This is a genomic window from Burkholderia sp. Ac-20345 (assembly GCF_017104825.1).
In the GTDB taxonomy this organism is placed as follows: Bacteria; Pseudomonadota; Gammaproteobacteria; order Burkholderiales; family Burkholderiaceae; genus Burkholderia; species Burkholderia lata_B.
Genome location: NZ_JAAGPO010000082.1, coordinates 1 through 23,616, shown reverse-complemented (window position 1 = coordinate 23,616; position 23,616 = coordinate 1). Strand labels below are relative to the sequence as shown.

13 protein-coding genes and 3 pseudogenes are annotated in these 23,616 nt (G+C 59.2%); 4 read left to right on the top strand and 12 right to left on the bottom strand.

What is annotated here, in order from left to right:
* Nucleotides 1-375 precede the first annotated feature (375 nt).
* The 4 genes from G3O06_RS26435 to G3O06_RS26420 form a co-directional block, all read right to left on the bottom strand.
* Complete coding sequence (locus tag G3O06_RS26435) at nucleotides 376-846, bottom strand: spore coat U domain-containing protein (protein ID WP_205817990.1); 471 nt, start codon at nucleotides 844-846, stop codon at nucleotides 376-378.
* Nucleotides 843-3,161, bottom strand: coding sequence for a fimbria/pilus outer membrane usher protein (locus tag G3O06_RS26430; RefSeq protein WP_205817989.1), 2,319 nt, complete (start codon nucleotides 3,159-3,161; stop codon nucleotides 843-845). Before G3O06_RS26430 ends, G3O06_RS26435 begins: the two co-directional genes overlap by 4 nt.
* Nucleotides 3,162-3,180: 19 nt before the next feature.
* Nucleotides 3,181-3,921, bottom strand: a complete 741-nt coding sequence (locus tag G3O06_RS26425) for a molecular chaperone (protein ID WP_205817988.1) — start codon at nucleotides 3,919-3,921, stop codon at nucleotides 3,181-3,183.
* A 75-nt stretch (nucleotides 3,922-3,996) separates the two neighbouring features.
* Nucleotides 3,997-4,524 carry a spore coat U domain-containing protein gene (locus G3O06_RS26420; protein WP_205817987.1) on the bottom strand — a complete coding sequence of 176 codons (528 nt, stop codon included), beginning with the start codon at nucleotides 4,522-4,524 and terminating at the stop codon, nucleotides 3,997-3,999.
* Between the two features lie 1,584 nt (nucleotides 4,525-6,108).
* Between G3O06_RS26420 and G3O06_RS26415 the strand changes: the two genes are divergently transcribed.
* Nucleotides 6,109-8,388 (top strand): putative Ig domain-containing protein, encoded by a 2,280-nt coding sequence (locus tag G3O06_RS26415; protein WP_205817986.1) that lies wholly within the window; start codon nucleotides 6,109-6,111, stop codon nucleotides 8,386-8,388.
* A 1,164-nt stretch (nucleotides 8,389-9,552) separates the two neighbouring features.
* On the opposite strand, the gene G3O06_RS26410 is transcribed toward G3O06_RS26415, so the two are convergent.
* Together G3O06_RS26410 and G3O06_RS26405 are read right to left on the bottom strand one after the other, a co-directional pair.
* A complete protein-coding gene (locus tag G3O06_RS26410; protein ID WP_205817985.1) occupies nucleotides 9,553-10,809 on the bottom strand; it encodes a phosphatidylinositol-specific phospholipase C domain-containing protein in 1,257 nt (418 codons plus the stop codon).
* A gap of 295 nt (nucleotides 10,810-11,104) precedes the next feature.
* A pseudogene (locus G3O06_RS26405) lies at nucleotides 11,105-11,341 on the bottom strand (transposase); the annotation flags it as partial.
* A 300-nt stretch (nucleotides 11,342-11,641) separates the two neighbouring features.
* Here G3O06_RS26405 and G3O06_RS26400 point away from each other — a divergent pair.
* The 3 genes and pseudogenes from G3O06_RS26400 (at nucleotide 11,642) to G3O06_RS26390 (ending at nucleotide 14,812) form a co-directional block, all read left to right on the top strand.
* Nucleotides 11,642-12,664, top strand: coding sequence for a LysR substrate-binding domain-containing protein (locus G3O06_RS26400; protein ID WP_205817984.1), 1,023 nt, complete (start codon nucleotides 11,642-11,644; stop codon nucleotides 12,662-12,664).
* A 146-nt stretch (nucleotides 12,665-12,810) separates the two neighbouring features.
* Nucleotides 12,811-13,910, top strand: a pseudogene (locus G3O06_RS26395) (IS3 family transposase).
* 422 nt (nucleotides 13,911-14,332) lie between these two features.
* Nucleotides 14,333-14,812, top strand: a complete 480-nt coding sequence (locus G3O06_RS26390) for a MarR family transcriptional regulator (RefSeq protein WP_205817983.1) — start codon at nucleotides 14,333-14,335, stop codon at nucleotides 14,810-14,812.
* 54 nt (nucleotides 14,813-14,866) lie between these two features.
* On the opposite strand, the gene G3O06_RS26385 is transcribed toward G3O06_RS26390, so the two are convergent.
* The 6 genes and pseudogenes from G3O06_RS26385 to G3O06_RS26360 all read right to left on the bottom strand — a co-directional run.
* On the bottom strand, nucleotides 14,867-17,032 hold the full coding sequence (locus G3O06_RS26385) for an acetate--CoA ligase family protein (RefSeq protein ID WP_241020254.1): 2,166 nt from the start codon (nucleotides 17,030-17,032) through the stop codon (nucleotides 14,867-14,869).
* Nucleotides 17,033-17,050: 18 nt separating this feature from the next.
* Complete coding sequence (locus G3O06_RS26380) at nucleotides 17,051-17,884, bottom strand: p-hydroxycinnamoyl CoA hydratase/lyase (RefSeq protein ID WP_205817982.1); 834 nt, start codon at nucleotides 17,882-17,884, stop codon at nucleotides 17,051-17,053.
* A 66-nt stretch (nucleotides 17,885-17,950) separates the two neighbouring features.
* Nucleotides 17,951-19,423, bottom strand: coding sequence for a benzaldehyde dehydrogenase (locus G3O06_RS26375; RefSeq protein WP_205817981.1), 1,473 nt, complete (start codon nucleotides 19,421-19,423; stop codon nucleotides 17,951-17,953).
* 36 nt (nucleotides 19,424-19,459) lie between these two features.
* Nucleotides 19,460-20,227 carry a coniferyl-alcohol dehydrogenase gene (locus G3O06_RS26370; protein ID WP_205817980.1) on the bottom strand — a complete coding sequence of 256 codons (768 nt, stop codon included), beginning with the start codon at nucleotides 20,225-20,227 and terminating at the stop codon, nucleotides 19,460-19,462.
* Between the two features lie 512 nt (nucleotides 20,228-20,739).
* Nucleotides 20,740-21,912 carry a 4-hydroxybenzoate 3-monooxygenase gene (locus G3O06_RS26365; RefSeq protein ID WP_205817979.1) on the bottom strand — a complete coding sequence of 391 codons (1,173 nt, stop codon included), beginning with the start codon at nucleotides 21,910-21,912 and terminating at the stop codon, nucleotides 20,740-20,742.
* A 316-nt stretch (nucleotides 21,913-22,228) separates the two neighbouring features.
* Nucleotides 22,229-23,616 (bottom strand): annotated as a pseudogene (locus G3O06_RS26360) (IS66 family transposase); the annotation flags it as partial.

Below are 23,616 nucleotides of genomic sequence, written 5' to 3'. Positions count from 1 at the left end.
AGGATGGGGGACTCCAACGATCGAAACTCGTCGCGAAAATATCCAATGCAGCAACGCACCCGACTCCGGGTGACGCCGACGGACGATGCCGCGTGCGATTTCCTGCATGGGCCGCCAGATTCATTCGTCTACACAATAAAACAAGGATTGAAGTTGTACGACGACACGCATTCGTTCAGACGAATGACGTGCTAAAACCTGCAAGCGAAGGCATTATTGCACGCCATATCGATGCATTACCAACATTTCAGAATTAGAAGCATTGCCGCTCGTGACTGCTATGCTCTCGATCAACACAATGACTAAACTTTCGACTTTCGATCGTATGCGGTCCATGGCCGGAGACAGAGTCGGCGATCGGCTCTCAACGATCGCTCAGAAATCCAGCGTCATGACAAGCGATGCGTTGTAGGTGCCGACACCCACGTCCTGTCCGCCGATGATACGGCCATAGACCGTGAACGTTGCGGTTCGCGGGTTGCCCCGTATGCTAAGAGCGACCGTCGCGGTTCCGCTCGTGCCGTCTCCCCACACCGTCTGCCGAGAAGCGTCCGTATATAGGTTGTATTGCAGGCTATCGCCCGGGCTCGACATCAGACGGTTCGTAAACGAACCCTGACCGCTTGCGATCGAAAGCGTCACTGTTGCGTTTTTATCGCAGGAAACCCGAATCGACGACGCCCCATCGACCGGTGCCCCTCCCATCGGATCGTAACTGCCAAAAGCGACATTAGGCGAACTGATGATGGTGCACGTAGCTGCGTCGGATAATGTCGACAAACTTAGGAACGCAAATCCAAGGAGCACGACCTCCAAGCACTGCTGCATACCCGATCGCGACATCATGGACGTGCCTCCTTGCATACGATTTCACCCAGGTTCTGTATCGGTTCGGCAGTGCGGTTGAACGCAAACATCGCCTCGCAGCGCCGGCCATCCCAACGGACATTCAAGCGATTGGTCGCATTCAGTCCATTAACGAAGACAGCGCCATCCATGGCGACGGGAAACTGTTCAGTCTGTTCGTTTACGCCGACCTCAGTGCCAGCCGGCAGCGGTCTCCCGTCGGCAGTCACGAGGCGCAACATCGCACTATTGGTTCGCCGCACTGGTGGATGGATCAGCACACCACTGCGGAAGTAGGGCACGACATCGGTCGTCAGACTGCCAATTTCCGTATCCCAAGGCAGATCCTGCTGCTCGATCCGCACCGGATTATCGTCATAGGCACGCAGCGCCGGCAGCAGCGCATTGCCGTCCTTGTCGGTATACGCCACCAACTGGTTGTCGGCATAAATCCGCACGCCGGACAGACCGGGCAGTTGTACCAGGCCGACACTGTTGTCGATCCGGCGGCTCAGGAACGTTGATCCACCCAGCACGACCACACCGCCCGACATGCCCGCTCGCGCGGCCGACCGACCTGCGTACTGCGCCGCTTCGAGCGTATAGGTGCCGATATCGTTCTGCAGATACAGACTGGCCTGCTGCGGCGCGTTATGGGCGGCCTGTACGCGGTATCCGTAGCCGGATCCGGCAGGTAGATTGCGCTGAAACTGCACGATCGACTGGTCCGCTGCGCCGCGCGATGAAATTTGCGTCACGCTCGCGCTTGAAGCAACACCACCGAGTGGCAGCGTGATGCCGACGCTGAGCGTCCGTTCCGGTTGACCGTTCAGTGTCCTAAATGTTGTCACCGACAACATGCCAACGCGATGGATCTGCAGCGTGTAGCTTAGATTGACTAGCGATACACCGGTTTGGCCAGAGACGGCCCGGGAAAGCCAAGCGAGGTTGATCGAGCCATATCGCCCTGACGACACACCGAAGCTCGCTGTAGACTGACGGCGCGGAGCCAGAGCATTCGCATCGTAGCCAAGTTGTTGGAAGCGCTCGCTTGCGTGCAGCGTCTGAAAAGCAGCACTGAATATTGCTCCTCGTCGCTCAAATCCCAGCGCCCAAAGCTGACCGCTGTCACCGCCCCTGCGGCTCACGGCTCCTGCAACAGTGAACACCCCGAGCCACGGAACCAACGCCACGCAGCCTAGCCCCATCGTGGCTTGGCTGCTACCTTCGAGCTCAATATGAGCCTCGCCAGTGAAGGCGTCGTTCAACCCTTGCCGGTACGTAGCCGACGCAATGACGGGGCCGTAATCCAGGCTCGACAGTCCATAGTTGCGCCGGATCGCACCCAACTCGGCGGAAAAATCCTTCAGACCGGGACGCAGCAGACTGCCGCTCGCATAGAACCGTTGGCTGATCACCTGTTCACGCCCAAGCGCGTCCTTCACCACGAGTTGCACGTCACCTTGCCCCGTGACCACCGGCAGTTCGTTGATCGAAAGCGGACCGGGCGGCACATTTTTGCTGGTGGCCAGAACACTGTTCACATATACGTCTACGGTGGATGGCAACGCGGCCTGCCCCGCGAAACTTTGCAGCGGCATCGTGACGAAGCCTGGCTGGGTGGCGAAATTGGTCGCATACTGTAGCCCCCCGAACCGCACCGCCCGCCCCCACAGTGCCGCATTGCGTGTCACGGCGTCCCCGATACGCAGACTCACCAGATCGGCGGGCCGGTCCGCGGTGAAGGTGCTCTCGAGTCGCAGCGAGCGGGACGTCGCTGCGCCGCGCTGGAGAAGGAAACTACTGGTCCCGACTCCCAGTCGGCTGAACGCCCCGAATTCAAAAGAACCCGCCTCGGTCGTGGTGCCCGCGCTGCGATCTGCGAACACGTCGTAGTTCGCGAACAGACCAGGCACAGTCGGCGTGGGTGCCGGTATCGTGCGTGGGGCGAGGCTGGTCTGCGTGGTCACGAACGCGTCCGGATTCACCACCAGAGACAAGCTCTGGCTCGCTTCATCGAGTCTATAGGTGGCACCTGGCAGGGCCGACACGGGATAGTAGTGCTTGCCTTGCAGAATCACCGGCACACGCTCAGGTACACGCAGCCGCAACCGTTGTAAATCGTCTTGCGCCAGCCATGGCTCGCCCGTGGAACTGCGAAACGCCAGGAGCGTGTCGGTATGGCCCTGCTGATTGATGTCGACCACAAGCAGAGCGGGCTGATAGTTGTCGGCCACAACCATTGACTGCCCGATGGCAGGACCGTCCGTAAAATCCGCAGCATGAACCGACGCGACGGGCAGCAGACCGGGCACAACCAAAAACCATACGACGCTACTTCTTCTCCACGTTGACGTCAGCGTCGATTTTTCCCACATCTGTGTAAGCCCTGATGCGTATCCTGGCGGTATTGATGGCCTGCGTGGTTGCCAGCACCCATTCCCGTTGCTGCATGGGCAGTACATAGGCCGACACCTGCTGGGCCGCGACAGGCCCTTTCCCATCTGGCAGGACCAGGCTGAAGTCGGTGACCTGGACGTGAGCAACGCCTTCGTTCGTGAGTTGAACCCTGACCCGCTCTCCGTCCAGTTGCTCTATCTTCCAACTCAGGTCTGGGGAGGATCGGGTTCGGTTCCGAGCAAAGACGGGGATTCCGAGGCGCAGCGCGACCTGCAGGCCCTGAAAGCCTGGCCGAGGCCGCGCAGGTACCTCCTGCAAGTAGAGGCGGTAACTCAGCTCCGTCTCCGAATTGGGTGGACGGAGTACGCCGACCCGCAGAATCTGAGTGCTGCCCGGCTTGATCGTAAAGATCGGCGGCGTCGCGAGGATGTCTGTAGTCGTCTCATAGTGATCACGACCGCCAACCTGGGACCATCTCATCGTTTGAGCTTGCACGATTACTGGCTCATCGCCGTCATTGCGCACCGTAAGTGCCGAGCTGGACTGTTCAGGAGAGAGATCCACTCGCACCGGTGATACCTGAAACCCCGCCGCCCGGGCTGCCTGAAAGAGCAGCAAACCAGTCAGTGCGAGGCTGATCACCAGAGCAGCCCGCAACGCTTGTACCATCATCATCCGGCCGCGTTCTCCACCGATGTATTACAGAACGCCAGAGGCGGCGTTTGCTGCCTGCCGTCGCGCACCGGCAGGTTAGAAGTTGACGGTCGCAACGACCGTGTCCGAGTAAGTATCCACCGTCACATCCTGTCCACCCGAAATCTGGCCGCATACGTTGTATGTGCGCGCTGCCTTGCTGGTCGCGGTCGTCGGCGTGAAGATGCTGCTACCCGTCGCACCCCAAACGGTCGTGTACGCGCACGCAGCGCCCGGCGCCGTCCCTGACGGTTGGTACAACTCGTAGGTCAACAAGTCGGAACTGCTCGCACCTATCAGGCGGCGCGTCGACCCCGACGCATTGCTGCCGAGACCCAGCGTGACTGTAGGGGCGGCTCCTTTGGTGCACGCGATCTGGACAGCACCGGTCGCTGTAAGCGCCGTGGAGGCGTTCGCGGAAACTGGATCGTATGTGGAAAAGGAAACCGCGGTCGTGTTGATCGTGCAGTTTGCCGCTACGCTGGCCGTGACGCCCAGACTAGAAGTCGTGCTTCCGGCAAGCGCGGCATCGGCGCCGGCCAGGAGGCAGATTGCAGATACGGTCTTCAGCAAAGTGTTTTTCATAGCTATCTTCGAATTTGACGCGAATGCGCGATAAACAAGTCGTAGCACGCAGCGCCGCCGACCATTCCCGTGAAAGGCCCTTGCATACGGGCAATACTGGAACTCTGCCGCCCGCGCTTTCCGGATAACCGGCGCACCGGGAAACACGCAACCCATCACCAGAGTTCTCGGCCCGCATTTCCAATTCCGCTATCATCCGGCCGCGCCCCTTACCGATGCCCCACCAGATACCAGGCACAGCTTTCGTCGTGTGCGCTTTGCATCGGTGGCACGGCTAGACGTAGATCATTGAAATCCACAAGGCTCACGACACCGATCTTTTGCACCCTCGATCGCAGGCAACGACAAGGTGCTCTTGAAAGGTACGCAGCACACCATGTACGAACGCTAAGCTTCAGCGAGAAGACAGGCCGAATTGGTCGCATTCGGCACCGACTCCCACAATATGCTTGAGTCACCCGAGACTTTTCCATCGTGGGCTCCGGAACTCTATGTGCTTCTGGCACGGTATGCGTCATACCGAGGTCAACCCCAAATACATGCCAACGCCAGCCCCACCAGCAAGCGGCTAAAGTACGCCGAAACCGGCACTGTGCGCCCTGATGTCGATAGTCCGATGTCAGACACTGCCCGTTGCGATGCTGAGCGGCAGCCTATAGTCGCACCAAGCCGTCTCGCTCCGCCCGAGCTTCTGCGCGCTCTAATCGCGGGCATGTCTAACACCATCGATATTCCATGGCCTCACATCCTTCTGCGTCCTGGCACTGCCCGCATGCGAATTCGGTCGGATGCAGGCTCCAGCAAATCGGGCGTTGAGACCCTCGCCGCACAACCAGAGCTGGGATCCCGGTTAGTCCATTCAGCGAGGTGACAGGACGGCGCATGTGCGTGATCGGTAGGTACGAGATGCCCAAAATTCTTATCGCTCTATCGCTGAGCGGCAAGTTGCCATGACGTTGCAGCCGACGATTTTCGAGGCGCGAGAATTCGCACTCGAGCGGCTAGTTTGCATCGGCCGGCAATTTTGAGCGCCGCGCCGTTACGTTACGTTCAATTCACACGTCATGAACACTGTCGAAATTCAAGCGCGCACTGCCGACGGGCAGTGGGAGAGTATCGCGACCTGCGAGCAGTACCGTACAAATCAGCCAGATCCGGTACAGCCTTCCCCGATCGGGTTACCGGCACCACGGCACAACGAGAAATCTCGGCTTGATCAGCCCTTGACGGTCTCCATGATTACCAAGAACTCGGTGCTCGGATATACACCACAAGGTTTAACGGAGCAACAGTCTATCGGGCGATACGTCGATCTTTATTGCTGATTTCTTCCTGGCGAAATGGATCGCCAGCTTCTACGCCAATAGCCCATATGCCGGAAAGCAAACTGCTTTGGCGTGGTCCGCCGCAGAACTGATATTCCGAACTTCATAGCTGTATAGGCGTGTGGGCGGGGTACCTACCGAATTCCCCCTCCGTTTTCACACCTTTGCTGGTTGTCCATGCCCAGCGCCGACTTGAAGAAACAACCAATGAAAGCAATTCGACCATGCGCCCCCCCTGGTTCCCGGCCTCCGGCAAACGGTGGTAGTACTCACCCCACTGCTGCTCCTTGCTTGCGGGGGCGGAGACAATAGTTCCTCTCCTGCCTCGGCAGCATCCAGCGCTGTCTCGATTGGTTCATCCAGCACGCTGTCGCTCTCGCCGTTGTCCGACAGCGAGGCAAATGCCACGGTAACGCCTACGTTCTATACGGCTCCGGTCGAATTGAATGCTCCTCCGGACATCGACAGCGGTTCGCCGTCCGCATCTGCCCACCAGCGCCCGGTGTCGCAGGCAACGGACCCCGCCATGGAAGCAGTGTCGAGAGCACAACTCACGCCACAGGCGATCGCTGCGTCTGCTGCATTCGTATCGCCGTCGACTACCAACCCGAAATCGGTCAGGACGTATACCCCGGCCCAGATTCGTGCGGCTTATAGTCTGCCGGCGTTGCCGACGTCGTGGAATAGCCTCAGCGCAAGTGAAGCCGCGCAGATGGGAGCCGGACAAACGATCTACGTCATCGATGCGAGGGACGATCCGAACATTGCAGCTGAACTCGCGACGTTCAGTCAGAAATTCGGCCTCCCCCCATGTACAACGACGACAATTCCAGCATCGGCCAATCTGCCGATCACGGCGGCCGGGCCTAGTTGCCAGTTCTCCGTCGTTTACTCGACCAGCCGCGGTGGGATGACCTCATCGGCACCGGCATATCACGCGGGCTGGGCCTCGGAAATTGCACTCGATGTGCAATGGGCACACGCAACGGCACCGCTGGCCCGCATTGTTCTCATCGAGGCCCCAAATGCCTTTGTCAGCAGTCTAGCGGCGGCAACTACCTTGGCGAATGCGATGGGGCCGGGTGTCGTCTCGATGAGCTTCGGAGCGCCCGAAGGGTCATGGACAGCGTCCGTCGATTCAGCGTTTTCCAATGCAAAGATGACCTACGTCGCCGCAGCCGGTGATCGCGGTACCGAGGTCATATGGCCCTCCGTTTCACCGCACGTTCTGGCGGTCGGCGGGACAAGCCTGACGTATAACGGCATGACACGTTCTGAAACGGTCTGGTCTCATACTGGAGGTGGTATCAGCCGGTACACCTGGGCTCCCGCTTATCAAAAACTAGGCGCTCCTAACATCGGAACACTTTCCATGCGCTCCGTCGCTGACGTGTCATTCAACGCTAATCCCTCCACGGGGCAATACGTCGCCATCATGACACCGGGGAGATCCGCTGCGAAATGGTACAGCTTCGGTGGAACAAGTCTGGCCACGCCACAATGGGCAGGAATTGCCGCAATAGCGAATGCTGCGCGGGCACAAAACGCTTTGGGACCGCTCGGCTTGCTTCAGACATCGCTCTACGGACGGATCGCGACAAGCTCCACGCTGTTCGCTTCCGCATTTGACGACATCACCGTCGGGAATGACGGCGCCTGCCCAACCTGCTCGGCCCATGCAGGATATGACCAGCCCTCAGGACTTGGTACACCTAACGTCACCAGTCTGCTCTCGGCAATCTCAACGACCAGTGAGCAGGCACCCGTCGTTTCACCAGTCTCTGTCAAGGGAATCGCCGGGAGTACATTGTCCTTTTCCATCGCTGCGACTGCGCCAGAAGCAGTGACGTGGTCTCTTTCGAATGCCCCATATGGCATGACCATCAATTCATCGGGGCAGGTCACGTGGCCGCAGCCAGTGTCTGGCTCATACGCAGTAACTGCCACGGCAACCGCAACGATGAGTGGACTTTCCGGAAGCGCGATGGCGAATGTGACCATTTCCGCTGTGCATGCGCCTATCATCGAGGCCGCGACTATTGCCGGTAGGGCAGGAATGCCGTTGGCTTATCAGGTCGACGCAATTGCTGCAAATTCTCTCAGCTTTTCGATTAACAGTGCACCGTCCGGTATGGCGATTAGCTCGTCAGGCTTGATTTCGTGGACGTCACCGATCGCGGGAACATATAGCTTCGGTGTCACAGCAACCGATACGAAAACCGGACAGACCGGCACGGCGGTATTGCAACTACGGATTTCCGCCGCGGCATCCGGCCCTGTGATCGATGCTTCCACGATCAATGGCGCTGCAGGCCGCCCAGTTGCCGGGATTGTTGGCATTTCGGATTCCGAGGGGCGTAACGTCAATGTCAGCATCAAGGGCGCGCCAGCGGGCATGATGTTCTTCGCAAGCGGTCAGGGGATTCTCTTGGTCTGGCCGCGCGCTATCGCAGGAACCTATACCCTCACGGTGACGGCGGTTGATTCCTCGGGCCTGAGTTCCCAAGCCAGCGTCGTCGTCACCATAGTCGCCGGGTGATACGTGTAGGGAAGGCGTTGGTTCGCGGAGCCACCGAACCCGTCGTTGCATCAACGGTTCCGAGTCCGCATACCGTGGTTTCGCGGACTCGGCATTAGGCACCGGTGCGGAGACGTGTCGGGCTTTAGTTGCGTCACCCGTCTTTGAACTGAGGATTGCGTGCTCCTCTTTCTAGAGCGACCGGTTCGTTTGCGCCCCCACAGCGCCAGAGTCAGCGTTTCGACTTATACGGTACACGCCCACACTCTGTTCGGTCGGCTACTGGGTAAAGGGGATTGACACGGGGACCGAACAAACCCGTTGATCTGCTTCCATGCGTCGATGTTGCGCTACTTTGGCAGACTGCCCATTGCTTCATCGCAGCGCAGCAAAACCTGCTTGACCTCCGGCATCCGCTCCGACAGTAGTTGCCACTCGCGCCCGTCGCCCGAATGCTCTCATCGAGCGCCACCTCAACCTTCAGGAATGGAGCAAGGTCGGCTTTCTCGCAGCTTTTTTTCAAGCAGGTAGTAGGTTATGTACAAAATTCGCAGCAGCGAAATCATCGTGTCCGGCGAGCAGTATCCCTCCTGCATGGTCGCGAGCGCGAGGTGATTCTCGAGTGAAATATCACGCACGACTTTCGCTGGTATTGGCAAGAGCATCCTTTGTCCGCGGCGCGCGCGTTTGAGGCTTACGCGTCATCTCGACACAGCCCTCGCCCGCTTCGCACCCACTCGACAGACCGGGCAATTCAACGTCGACGGAATGTTGTGCCTTGCCGATCAAAGCGATGTCCACACGGACACACGAACTTATGCCGGGCCGAATACCCGGGTCACATGTCTATCAGGCAACGCCAACCGTGCGTTTTCGCACCCGCTTCAGTTTCAACAACGGACCGTGAGCGTATAGCGCTGCCCGCTCGCGACCGCGTCTACCGTCGTACCTCATCGCCCGCCGCCTCATTCATTGTTGGATCGTCTCGCTTTTCAGCTACCCACCGACGAACTGCGCGCTCGCCTTTTCGACGGCGAGCGCCTGCAATTACTTGCGAATCGTCGCTGGCACCCGATTGTACGCCGGCCTTACCGCGTGTATCGCTGCCATGGACCTGGAAATCAAAAGGATTACCAGCCCAATAAATGTCTCGGCCGTGTTTTCGAGTCGCTGCATTTACTTTAACTAAAAAAATCGCTTAAGTAACGATTTTACCACGTTGACGAATTTTGTTAAAACGGTAGGCTTCGGCGATGAAGACGGCGGTGCCTGCGTTGAGAATGGACTGACGGTACTCGTCTGCGCAAACATCTGCTGGTTGCGAATGATCGCATATTGCGTGAGATCACGACCTGAGAAGATTCCATCACCCACAAAGTCCTGGACAATCACGCCACCGCTGGCGACGTAGCCAATCCCGACACTCTGTATCCAGTTCGCGACAGTGGCTTCATAGCCGCTAGTGAAGGCCCTGAGGGTCGAAGGGTGTCCCGGCAGGAAGCCGCCCTCGATGATTTGTGCGCTCGGAGTAAGTTGTGTCTGGTGGACGTATAACTGGGACGTCGAAACGGGGGGACTTATGGAAAGTGCCGCCTCAAGACTCGAGGCTGTCTGGGCGTTGGGCCACGGCGAGTTGATCACCGTGGTCGGCCAGAGCATGTTGCTATTGGACACTTGAGTGGACTGATCTGCGTACGTGATGATTAGATGCTTATTGGCGGAAGCAAACTTGCCGACGGGCGTGGACATCGTGAACTGGCTTGGGGAGGCAATCCATTGACCTAGCTGGGAACCCAGCGTCGATGCGACACTTGCATTGAGTTCAGGACTCATCCCATACAAGTGGTTTATGTCCATGACGATGACTTCACTTGATGCGTCAGCGGTTGAAAGGTAACTCTTGACATCCGCCACGATTTGAGAAAGCGGGGCCGTATATACCCCGTGACAGGTATACACCGTATTTCCTTTGCCGCACAACCGGAGATCTAAGTAGCGGTAGCCCGCTGTTAGCTGCTGTCCAACCGACAGAGACTGAGACTTCCCCCAATCCTTGACGAACATCGCCTGGAGAAAGTCAGGGACATACCGAATTTGCGAAAAATCCGGGCTGGTAACGCCTGGAACTGATACTTCGTAAGCTCCCGAGTCATGGGAACCAGGAATGACCAGCTTGTTAAGTGGTTGAGATGCAAACTGTGTCATCCATCCCGCGCAGCTTGCCGACGAAGCCAAAAGACCAGCAACCAGAAGTGCCAGCTTCATCGGTGTGTCTTTTTTGCGTGCCTGCCCCAATTTTTTCACGATTACCTTCCTTATTGAATGTGGCTTGATTGAAAGGCTTTCCGCCCTGACGAGTCCTGAGGGGCGAGATGCCGCAAGTGGATCGAGGTTTCCCGAGTTGAATCGACTCGACCGGGAAAACGCGAAGCTGTCGGCCATGTTGCGAAAGCCACCGCCGACGGTGGCAGTTGTGACTGTATTAGTCGGCGTGATGCACTATCGTGGGGTAGTTAGCCTTACGGATTACTGGCTTAGACAGTACAGCCCTTGGAGATCCCCATTTATGAACCTGTTCGTGAAGCAACGAGAATTTGCCACCTTCTTCGACCAGCCGCCGTTGGAGGGTCCGAAGTGTCACATCCACGGCTGCCGAGAAATGCTCCAGCGTCGCCCCGCCCGACGATAAGTGCTTCGTGACCAGTTGCGGACCTGTCAGCAATTTCGTGTTCAAGGCCTTGGGGCTGAAGCTCTTGTGACTGGCCCACGCCTGGATCAGCGTGCCACCGACCGAGAAATGCTCTCTGGGCAGCATCCCTTGCTTGTCGGCCAAGCGCATGACTTCCGTAAAGAACGCTTCGATCACTGCGTGTTCGAGCAAGCAATCCCGGTTCTTCGAGAACACTGAGTGGTCCCAGACGTTGCCCTCAATGGCCAGGCCGACGAGCCAGCGGAACAGCAGAATGTCTCGAACCGCGTCTTCGTCAAATTCTCGTCGACCGCCCAGTCTGCGGCCGATCACCATTCTGCTTCGAAGGTCTTGCTTCTCTGTCATTAGGGTCTTAGTGGATGTGTCCACTCGGACACTTAGCACCTGACCTTCTGCCCCTCCTTGGAAGGGCGTCGTCTATTGATGGCTTACAGTAGAGCGCATCGATTGCGCAACTGGACGCTTGAACAGGATGGCACCCGCCCGGCTCGCCGCCACGGTGCACAAGCCGAGCAGAAACGTTATCGTATAGCTATAGTTCTTACCGATAACGGGAGCAAAAAAATGGATGTGAGGCAGCTGAAGTACTTCGTCGCGATTATTGACGCGAGTAGCCTTTCCAAGGCCGCCGAACGCCTCTTTGTTGCCCAGCCTTCGCTAAGCCAGCAGATGCAAAATCTCGAGGCGGAACTTGATACGACACTCCTCGTGCGCAGCCCACAGGGCGTTCAGCCGACCGAGGCTGGACGCGCGCTCTATCGGCTGGCACGTGATGTCATCAAGCGGATGGACCAAATCCGCACGGAGGTCCATCAGGGCGGTGGCATCGAGACCGGGACGGTCGCCATTGGCTTTCCGACTACGGTAGCTGCAGTACTCGCGCAACCGCTCTTCCGTCGTGTTCGTCAGAAGTACCCTGGTATCAAGCTTCAGATTTTTGAGAGCATGAGTGGTTACATTACCGAACTACTGGCAAGTGCACGACTCGACCTCGCAATTCTGTTTCGCGATACAGAGAGTCTCGGTGTCTCGGTTCACCCGCTGTTCGACGAAGACCTCTATGTTGTCGGAGCACGCATCCCCAGCCTGAACGAAGATGACAAAGTTTGCCCTATCCAGCTGCTGAGCAACATTCCGATGGTTGCGCCCGGCCTCTCGAGCGGACTACGTCTGCTCATCGAACGCACCTTCGCACGAGCTGACGCGGCGCTGAATATCGTGGCAGACATCGACTCCTTACCGACCATGTTGGAAATCGCGGAATCGGGCGATGCCTGCACCATCCTGCCCGCATCGGCGCTGTCGCGTCGCCATTTACAACACCGCCCACCTATCCGGAAAGTCGTCGAGCCGGAAATGCGTCGGCCCGCGAGTTTGTGCTGGTCAAACGCGGTTCCCGCCGTCGCCGCAACGCAAGTAGTCCGGGCCATGGTGATTGAACTGGTGGCCGAGCTGCAAGCGAAAGGCGAATGGCCTGGCATTACGATTCGCGAGGCGGCTATTGGACCTGCGACTCCTTCTAGTGGTGCTGGTGCTGGTCCCGGACGCCGACGCCGAAAGGACGCGCCAGGCAGGCCAGTGGTATAACCCCACCCTATATTTAGCAGAGAGAATACGTATTCCCAGTGACACGACGCAACGAATACATTGCGTGTAGCTACGGTGACCTGAGACGTTTCTTGTAGCCATCCGGTAAGTGAGTTCTCTTTTATCCTAGAGACAAGGAGAACTCGATGAAGAAGCGATTTACCGACGAGCAGATCATTCGCATCTTGCGCGAGGCCGAGAGCCGGGATGAACCAGTGAAGGATCTATGCAAGCGCCACAACATCTCGGAACAGACGTTCTATCGTCGGCGCAGCAAGTTCGGTGGCATAGGTGTATGCCTACGCGCGTCGGCTCAAGGAATTGGAGTCGGAAAACGATCGGCTTAAGCGCCTGATCGCCGAGCAGATGCTCGGTGATCGACGGCCTGAAGGAATTCAGTCGAAAGAAATGAGCCCCCGACGGGCCGGCGCGAGGCGCTGGAAGTCCTGACTCGGAGGGGGCAATCACGACGCAAGGCATGTTGCTACCTGGGACTCAGTCGCCGAGTGGCGACCTATACGCTCAAGCAACCGGAGAAAGATCGGCGTCTGGGCGAGCAACTGATTGCGGCTACGCAAGAGGTGCCGCGCTTCGGCTACCGACGGACGTCGGCTTGGCTGGCGCTGGGCGAATCGCGTGTGCGACGAATGTGGCGAGCCTTGCAGTTCAACATTCCGCGGCGGCGCCCTCGCCGACGTCGGTGCGGCAACGACATACGCCTGCCAGGCGCCACCCAGCCCAATTCGGTCTGGAGCTACGACTTTGTGCACGACCAGTTGGTGGATGGGCGAGCGTTGAAGATGCTTTGCGTGATCGATGAATACACCCGCGAGTGCCTGGCGATCGAGGTAGGCGCCAGCCTGCGTTCGCAGGATGTGATCCTAACGCTGCCGCGACTGATGCGCCTGTATGGCAAGCCGGCGCTCATGCGGTCAGACAACGGCGCCGAATTTACCGCCGCCAAGGTCACGCGCTAGCTGAGAGATGCTGCAATCGGCCAGGCCTTCATCGCGCCCGGCAGCCCGTGGCAAAACGGATTCGTCGAGAGCTTCAACGGCAAGCAGTGCGACGAATTGCTGAATCGCCAATGGTTCCGCAGCCGCGCCGAGGCCAAGGTACTCATCGAGCGCTGGTGACAGCTTTACAACGCGCGTCGGCCCCATAGCGCTCTCGCTATCAACCACCTGCCACGGTCCGTCGAGCCTCGCTGGATTCCGATAGTATCGACGCGAGACTCACTGCCTGATTGGTCACAAAATTCCGCCTCATGTCAAGCTAAGACTGGGACGGAAATTGTGCCAACCTCACGCGGCCTTGCCACTAACTTTACAATGAGATACTTCAGCTGGGAAAGGTCATGACGACTCTATCTCAAACTGGCACCCAACCATATCTTTTGGCGATTCGACGCATTATCATCTGCAAAACTTACCATTCACCGCCATCGACGTGCCTTAATATATTTACGTTAATCATTAATGCATGCACGGATATTAAAAAGCTCGGCATACCTGCGCGATAACCCGCGAGGCTCGCGCTTTTCCGTATATTTAATTTCGGTGCCCATCGGGCACCTCAACTTGCTCGTCTCATGTCAACCCAGACCACTGGTATGGAATGACACATGCTATGATGAACCGCGTTCGCTTACTGTATCGCCCAATTGCCATGTCTACCAAGCCCCCAACCGATGATCCCAACAACAATGACGCTCTATCCAATCAGGTCGACCAGTCGGAATTATTAGCCCTTCTCGGATACAACGTTCGACGCGCCTATCTGGTTGTCCAGACGCACTTCGACGCACAAATGGAGATATTCAAGCTGCGGCAGGGCGATTTCGCGGTTCTTTCGACTCTGCGGCGTAACCCGAGAATCACTCAGAAGGCACTGGCCGAAGCGCTGGCAATTGCTCCGCCTAACCTCGCAACGTTGTTGGAGCGGCTTGAGTCGAGCGGCCTGCTGACGCGGATGCGCAGCACCGACGACAAGCGCATCCAGCTGGTTGCACTGACACCGCAAGGCGCGAAACTCCATACCGTGGCGTTAAAGGCGGCTCGAAAGGCCGACGATGCGGCAATTCATCGGCTCTCAGGCAACGAGCGGGTACAGCTGAAACAGCTTCTGTCAAAAATCTTCACGACATGAGCCTAGTCCGGTCCGGACGGCAGCGAAAAACGCTTTACCGCCGGACCGGTAACATCAAACGAGGACCTGGTTTGTCTCAACGAGCATCAGAGCGTCGAGCGCAAGCACTCCTTGCCCATGTGGGTAGACGACGACTGGATTCAGATCGACCTCCCGAATATCCGGCTCTGACCGCAGTAGTGCGCCAAGACGCACAACCACATCTGCCAGTGCGTCGACGTCCAGTGCAGGAGCACCTCGGTAACCATGCAACAGCGGCGCGCCTTTCAGGCGACCGATCTCGCGCACCACCGCCTCACGAGTCAGATCGTGAGGCAGCAACCGGACGTCTCGCGTCACCTCGGCAGTCACGCCGCCGAACCCAACCAGAATCACTGGCCCCCACTGTGGATCATTACGCGCGCCGACAATCATCTCGAGCCCGCGCGTGCCCATCGCTTCAATCAGCACACCGTCGAGTGCCGCCGCCGGCGCATTCCGCCGTACGTTGTCGTCGAGCTGAGCCCAAGCCGATTGCAGCGCCTCATCGCCATCAACGCCGAGTATCACGCCGCCGATGTCGCTCTTGTGGCTCAATTCGGCCGCCTGCACCTTGAGCGCGACGGGGTATCCGATCTGTTGCGCGACCGTAAGCGCGGCATCGAAATTCGTGGCGAGCTCACCGCGAGCGAACGGAATGCCGAGTGGTGCGAGGATCTTCTTCGCGCGGTATTCAGCTACAACGCCACCTTGGCGCGGCACATCGGCTGCGACGGGTTCGCACGCGACTTCGGCAAAATCCCGCGTACCAAGTTCGCTGAGCCGCGCGACGGCCCGCAGGGCGCGCTCCGTGCTCGGGAAGTAAGGAATGCCTAGTTCATGCATGCTTTCGATGTACTCGGCCGGAACAACAGCTCCTTCGTCGAGCCCCGCACAGATCACCGGCTTTTGTGGACGCAGTTCGCGCACCGCCCGCAGCACGGGCGGCATCTTGATCGCACACGTAACGGGATCGGTCTGGATCAGACCAACTACGACGGCCGAGAATCTCGCGTCGTCGAACAGTGCCGAAAGCGCACGGTAATACAATTCGGGATCGACGAGCCCCTGCGCGGTCAGGTCAACCGGATTGGCAACCGCAACAAAAGACGGCATGGCGGCGCGCAGTGCAGGCGCATTGTCATCGTTGATGGCAGGCAGTTCGACACTAAGCTCCTCGCAGATATCAAGGCATAGTGCCTTAAACGCACCCGATTCGCCCACGATCGCGGTCCCTCTGGCCGGCAGGCGTGCACAGCGCAAGCCGATTTCAACGATGTCGCCCAGTTCTTCCAAGGTCTGCGCGATCACGATGCCCGCGCGTTCGACCTTCGTGCGCATCACCGAATAGTCACCGGCCATCGCCCCGGTATGCGTCGCCGCTGAGGCCCGCGCTGCCGCGCTCCGGCCCGGATGCAGCAACACCAGCAGTTTGCCAACCTCGCGCGCACGCCGGGCGGCATCGAGAAGCCGGCGCGGCTGGCGGAACTGTTCAGCAATTATTGCGACGATACGAGTGCCGGGATCCTCGAGCAGAAACTGCAGGTAATCTTCGAGGTGGCTGGCTGCCTCGTTACCTGTTGACACTGCATACGAAAGCGGCAGATTGCGGCTAGCCAGCGTGGTATTGAGCACCGCCATCATCGCGCCGCTCTGCGACAGAATCCCGATCGACGGCTGGCTGCGGTTTCGCTCCGCCTGCGCCGCACTGACGTGCGTCTCGATGAACGTCAGCGGCACGCGATCAAGATAGTTGATGCACCCAAGGCAATTCGGCCCTTCGACGAGCATGCCCGCCTCTGCAGCGATTCTCGCGATCTCATGCTGCTGTGCAATCCCCTCGGCGCCAGCCTCTGCAAAGCCCGCCGAAAAGATCACAACAGCTCCCACGTTGCGCTTCGCAAGCTGGCGTATGGCATCGAGCACCGCCGGCTGCGGAATTGCCAGCACCGCGACGTCGACACCAGCCGGCAACTCCTCGATCGATTTCACGCACGGCCGGCCATCGATGTCGTCGCGCTTCGGATTGACCAAGTAAATCCGGCCCGTGTAATCGTTACGCTCGAGGTTGGCCAGGACCGAGGCACCAAGCGCTCCTGGCGTCGGCGACGCGCCAATGATGGCGATCGACGCCGGCCTCAACAGGCGCGCTACGGCATTGCGGCTCATACCTGGATGCGCGCCAGATTGGGTCGTATTCATGTCAGCTCGCTCCTGCGCTCAACCACGCTGCCGGGTGACGTCGTAGGAACCGAGACCAGGCTTGTAGGTTTTGTCGTCAAGAAACTGCTTGAGACCTTCCTTTCGGCCATGGTCATCGTAACTGTTGGCCGCCTCCTGGGCGCGCACTAGGAAATCCTCGGCATTCTCGTAGGTCATCTCGCGCACCCGGCGAATTGCATCCTTGGTTGCCTTCAGGGCGACCGGATTCTTCTTCAGCAGCGATTGCGCCACCTCAACAACACGCGTCCGCAACTGCTCGGCGGGCACCGCCTCGTTGACGAGCCCCCATTCTTCGGCCTTGCGTCCATCGATATTCTCTCCGAGCATCGCGTGATACATTGCTCGACGGAAAGACAGCAGTTCTGCGGCGACTTTCGATGCACCGCCGCCCGGCAAAATACCCCAGTTGATTTCCGAGAGACCAAACCTCGCCTCCTCGGCACAGAATGCGAGATCGCATGCAAACAGGGGGCCGTAGCCGCCACCGAAGCACCAGCCGTTGATCATCGCGATCGTGGGTTTCTGATACCAACGCAGGCGACGCCACCAGCCATAGCTTTCGCGTTGCGCCTTGCGAGTACCTTTTAATCCCTGCGATTCCGTATCACGGAAATACTCCTGAAGGTCCATACCTGCCGTCCACGCTGAACCTTCGCCAGTCAGCACGAGCACGCCGACATCAGGATGGTATTCCAACTCGTCGAGCACCTCCATCATGCGCCGATTGAGCGCAGGGCTCATCGCATTGCGCTTTTCCGGGCGATTGAACTTGACCCAAGCCACACCACCTTCGATGTTGAAAGCGACGGTATTCTCTTCTGCACTACTCATTTTCATACCTCATAAAATAAGGAAAGTATCGATTGCGACGCCCATGCGCGGACGCTTCGCCTTGATTCAGAAAGGATACTGCGGCACGGCTTCCTTGACAGTCACCCATTGCCAGTGCGTGTACTGCTCCCAGTCTGCGGGGCCGCCCACGCTAGTGCCATTGCCCGAGGCGCCAGTGCCACCAAATGGATTGATCACTTCATCGACGACGGTCTGGTCGTTGATGTGCAGCAGTCCCGTATGCAGCCGCTCGCCGAGCGCCATGGCACGGCCGACCGAAGCCGAGATCACGCCAGCTGATAGACCGTATTCGGTATTGTTGGCCAGTTCGATGGCCTCGTCATCCGTGTCGAACGCGATCACACTAGCGACGGGTCCAAAGATCTCTTCGTCGAATACACGCATACCAGGCTTCACGTTGGACAACACGGTCGGCCTGTAGAACAGCCCCTCATGCGTTCCGCCCGCCTCGACCACTGCTCCAGCTGCAACCGAGGCGCCAACGATGTCAACGATGTTTTGCAATTGACGCTGGTCGATAATTGGGCCAAGCGCCACCTGTTCGACTGCCGGGTCACCAACCGGCAGATTGCGAGCCTTGTCAGCAAGACGTCGCGTCAACTCGGCGGCGATGCTGCGATGAGCGAGCACCCGGCCGGTCGCCATGCAAATCTGGCCCTGATGAAACCACGCGCCGAACGCAATCGCCGACACTGCCCTATCGAGATCAGCGTCCTCGAGCACGATCAGCGAATTCTTGCCGCCCAACTCAAGCGATACCTTTTTCAGATGGCGTCCCGCCAATTCTCCGATTTTCCGGCCGGCACCTGTCGAACCAGTGAAGGCAAGCATCGGGACACCGGGCGCCTCGACCAAGGCCTGTCCGACGTCCGCGCCGCCCGGCAGGACATGGAGTAAGCCCTTCGGCAGACCCGCTGCCGCCAACACTTCGGCAATCACGAATCCCCCGGCGTAGGGCGTGCGTGGATCAGGCTTGACCACCACCGCGTTGCCAACCGCAAGCGCTGGCGCGACCGAACGAAGCGACAGAACGAGCGGGAAGTTGAACGGCGAGATCACTCCAATCACACCAAGCGGTAATTGACGCGCGATACTGAGCCGGCCCGGCACGCTCGGCAGTACTCGGCCGTTTGCCTCCAGCGGCATCGCTGCGGCGCGCTGCAGCAATACAATTGCCTCGCGCACCTCAAGCTCGCCCTTCGCCAGGATAGCGCCCGTTTCGCGCGCGATGAGGGAGGCGGCAGCGCTCGCTTGCTCTTGCAGAATTGCCGCAGCACGATGGAACACTGCAGCTCGCTCGCGCGCCGGCGTAGCAGCCCAAACACGCTGTGCCGCGCGAGCAGAATTCACGGCCTTCACAACATGTCCGGGCGTGGCATTACCAACCTGATGCAGCGACCGACCGGAAGCCGGTTCAACGACGTCCAGGAGACCGGGCACGCCCAGCCAATCGCCGTTAAAAATCGCACCCCGCCATGTATCGGGGTTAGCAAGCGAAAAACCTGTCGGACTATTCATGACGTAGGTCTCACCTATTAATTGAAAGTTGCTCGTTCAAATTGCGGCGGCGGCCAGTCCGCCGTCGACTGGAAGATTGACGCCGTTGATCCAGCGCGCGGAATCGGAAGCAAGAAACACAATCGCTTCAGCGACCTCGTCGGCGTATGCAGGCCGCTTCATCTTCGCGGCATCGGCTTCAACGCGCTCTGCCCCGACCATCGTTACGAAGTCGCCCAGAATCGGCGTGAAGACAGGGCCTGGGGCGACACTATTGACTCGCACCGAATTGTGCTTAAACCAGTCTTGCGAGCGGCGCGCACTCCATACGATCAGCGCCTCCTTGAAATACTGGTAGCAAGTGGCCTGTGGCACCGGATGTTGGCTGAGCCAACGCGCCCCGGCTTCGAAGCCGGAGATCTCAGCAAGCTCGCGATGCAGTTCGAGCCGTTGCGGCCACTCCGCACCTAAGATCGACGAGATGTTGATCACGCTGCCGCCAGTCACGATGCGTGACAGCAACGCTTCACTCAGGTAGCGCAGCCCCAGGTAGTTAACACGCGCTACGACATCGGTTGACATCGTGCCGGGCACTCCAGCGATGTTGGCCAATGCATCGATGCCCGCAGGAAGGCGCGCAACCAGCTCGTCGATAGCATCCGGATCGCCAAGATCGGCCTGATGAAACGCGTCGAGCGTCATATTGACGGGCTGGCGGTCGACGCCAATTACGCGTGCCCCATGAAATCTTGCCAAGCGCGCGGTCTCAGCCCCGATGCCGGACCCCACGCCCGTAACGATCAGAGTCTTGCCGTTCAGGTTCATTTCAGTTGTCTCCTTGGTACCGATACGTTCTGATTTTAGTTTTATACCATAATAGTTGTGTCATATAACTATTTTTTGCTGCGCAATGGCCTGAGTCACCGGAACTGGCCAGTGCGTGATATCGCGCGCTGCCGCCATGCCAACGCCAGGACGCAGAGCCACGAGGCGCGCGAACAACGAAGGCTTGTCGAGGATGATCAGAGATAAGCGTCCCATTCGTGAAATCCCCTGTGACAGGGCCGCCTGTTTGGACGCAGTCCAGGGTTCGGGCGTCGTAGATTTCGCACGATTGGACAATTGCGCTGCCCGAAGGCAGCGTCTGGTAGCCTCAGTTACCGGGGCTTTCGCAGCCATTTTCTCAAACGGCCTAGCTTCACGCCGGTGGCGTCTGGGTCCGAGAATGACACCACACAGCTTCAGAGGCCATAGCGGACATACCGATCGCAGGAGAAAACGGCCAAAGCGCACGCGTGTTGTATCGCACCCTGTTGGTCCCGCGTTGGACTGTTACATCAGACCGCTACGGCTCCGACATAGTTTTCGGCCATCGCCATCGCCGCCGGGCGCGACGTCGTGACGTGCTCGAGCTCCGCGACCTGCAAACGCTGCTCGAACGGCGTCGCGTCGTCGAGACGATGCATCATGCGCGTCATCCAGTACGAGAAGTGCTCGGCACGCCAGATCCGGCGCAGTGCGGTTTCACTGTACGCGTCGAGCAAGTCGGTGCCGTCTTCGTCATAGAACGCCTGCAGCGCCGCCGTCAGGATGCGCACGTCCGACACCGCGAGGTTCAGGCCCTTCGCGCCGGTCGGTGGCACGATATGCGCGGCATCGCCGGCGAGGAACAGGCGGCCATGCTGCATCGTCGTCGACACGAAACTGCGCATACCGACGATGTTCTTCTGGAAGATCCGCCCTTCCACGACTTGCTGGCCGTCCGCGGAGTCGACGCGTGCGTGCAGTTCCGCCCAGATGCGATCATCCGACCAGTTTTCGACCGAATCCTTCGGGTCGCACTGGAAGTACATGCGCTGCACGTTCGGCGAACGGGTGCTGACGAGCGCGAAGCCGCGTTCGTGGCGTGCGTAGATCAGTTCGTCCGACGACGGCGGTGCTTCAACGAGAATGCCGAACCAGCCGAACGGAAACACGCGTTCGTAGTCCTGTCGCAATGCGGTGGGGATCATCGTGCGCGACACGCCCTGCGAGCCGTCGCAACCGATCACGAAGTCGCAGTCGAGCGTCTGTTCGACGCCGTCGTGCACGAAGCGGACCGACGGCGCATCGGTCTCGATGCCGGCAATCGTCGTCCCGGACACGTTGAAGTACAAAGCGCCGCCGGCTGCAACACGCGCGGCCACGAGATCCTTCAGCACCTCATGCTGCGCATAGACGGTAATCGCCTTGCCGGTCAGTTCGGTCAGATCGATGCGGCGGCGCTTGCCTTCGAAGGCCAGTTCGAAGCCGTGATGCAGCGCGCCTTCCGCTTTCATCCGGTCGCCGACACCCGATTCGGCCAGCACGTCCATCGTGCCCTGTTCGAGCACGCCAGCGCGAATGGTGGATTCGATCTGGTCGCGGCTGCGCGACTCAAGCACGACCGACTCGATGCCGCGCAGATGAAGAAGATGGGAAAGCAGCAGGCCCGCGGGCCCTGCGCCGATGATGCCGACTTGCGTATGCATGAACGTCTCCAAGTAAATTAATCCCGCGCAAGTCTGACTGCGAGGGCGATATCATGCAACGCGATGTTGAGAATACCAACTATCTCCCACGCCAATAAAGGTCGCTCGTACGATACAGCGATACTGCTCCGACAGGGATAGCACTACCCACTTCCAAGAGCGGCGCAATCGAGGGCACAGGGCGGCCCCTTGAATCGACTGTATTTCTTGGGGTGTTGGCGGTCGAATGCGCGGTGTTCGCCTATGTCCACCGCTTTGGCTATCTGCAAAGGCGATTGTCGGTAAGCGACCAGCCAACCCATCTTGACGAGCGATTTTAGGCGGCGGTGGAGAGTGGCTGCCAGCGATGCGGCAGCAGCGCGTCGATGTCGTTGGCCTTGTGGGTCGGCAAGCGCGTCAGCACGTCCTTCAGATAGGCGAGAGGTTCGAGTCCGTTCAGTTGTGCCGAGCGGATCAAGCTCATGATGGCGGCCGCGCGCTGACCCGCACGCAGTGATCCGGCGAACAACCAATTGGACCGGCCGACTGCCCACGGACGGATCTGGTTTTCGACCCAGTTGTTGTCGATCGGCACATTCCCGTCGTCGAGATAGCGCGTGAGTGCGTCCCATCGTTTCAGGCTGTAGTCCAGCGCCTTCGCAATCGCCGAGCCCTCCGCAACGAGTTTGCGCTGCGCCATCAGCCATTCATAGAGGGCGTCGCACACCGGCTTGGCCCGACGCTGTCGAAGCCGCTGCCGTTCGTCGGCATCCAGTGCTGCGGCCTCGCGTTCGATATCGTAGAGTGCGGTAAAGAACGGCAGGGCCTGCCTCGCAACCTGGCTGCTGTGGTTGGCGTGCAATTCAAAGAACTTGCGTCGGGCATGGGCCGCGCATCCGATCTCGGTGATGCCGCGCTGGAACGAGGCTTTGTACCCGCTGTAGTCGTCGCATACCAGCTTGCCGTGCCAGCCCTTCAGGAACGTGCGAGCGTGCGCGCCGGCACGGCTCTCGGCGAAGTCGTAGACCACCGCGCGCAGTTCGCTGAACTGAGTCGACGTATACGCCCACAGGTATGCCCGGTGCGTTTTGCCCTTGCCGGGACTGAGCATTTGCACCGGCGTCTCGTCGGCGTGCAACACCGCCTGTTGCAGGATGGCCTGGCCGAGTGCGTCGACCAACGGCTGCAACTGCACGCCACACCGGCCCACCCAGGCACCCAGCGTGGATCTCGGGATGGCCAGTCCCGCACGACCAAAGATCTGTTCCTGGCGATACAGGGGCAAGTGGTCGCCGTACTTGGCGACCAGCACCTGCGCGAGCAACCCGGCGGTGGGCATGCCCTTGTCGATCACATGCGGTGGAACCGGCGCTTGGATCAGCGTCTCGCACGCCTTGCACACCCACTTGCCGCGGATGTGCCGTTCCACCGTAAACACGCCCGGCGTGTAGTCCAACTTCTCGCTCACGTCCTCGCCGATGCGTATGCGTTCGCAACCGCACTGGCACGTTGTGCTGTCCGGTTCGTGATGGACGTCGGTGCGTGGCAGTTGCGGCGGCAGCGGTGCCCGTTTCGGTTGCTCGCGTTGCCGTTCAGCTGTAAGCGCTCGACACGTACCGTCTGTTCATGAGGGCACGGCACCGGCAATCTGATTCCCATCAGATGTAATGGGAATCAGATTGATGAAGCCAGTGGTGCATGGAAGACGACCGGGATCGAGGAACT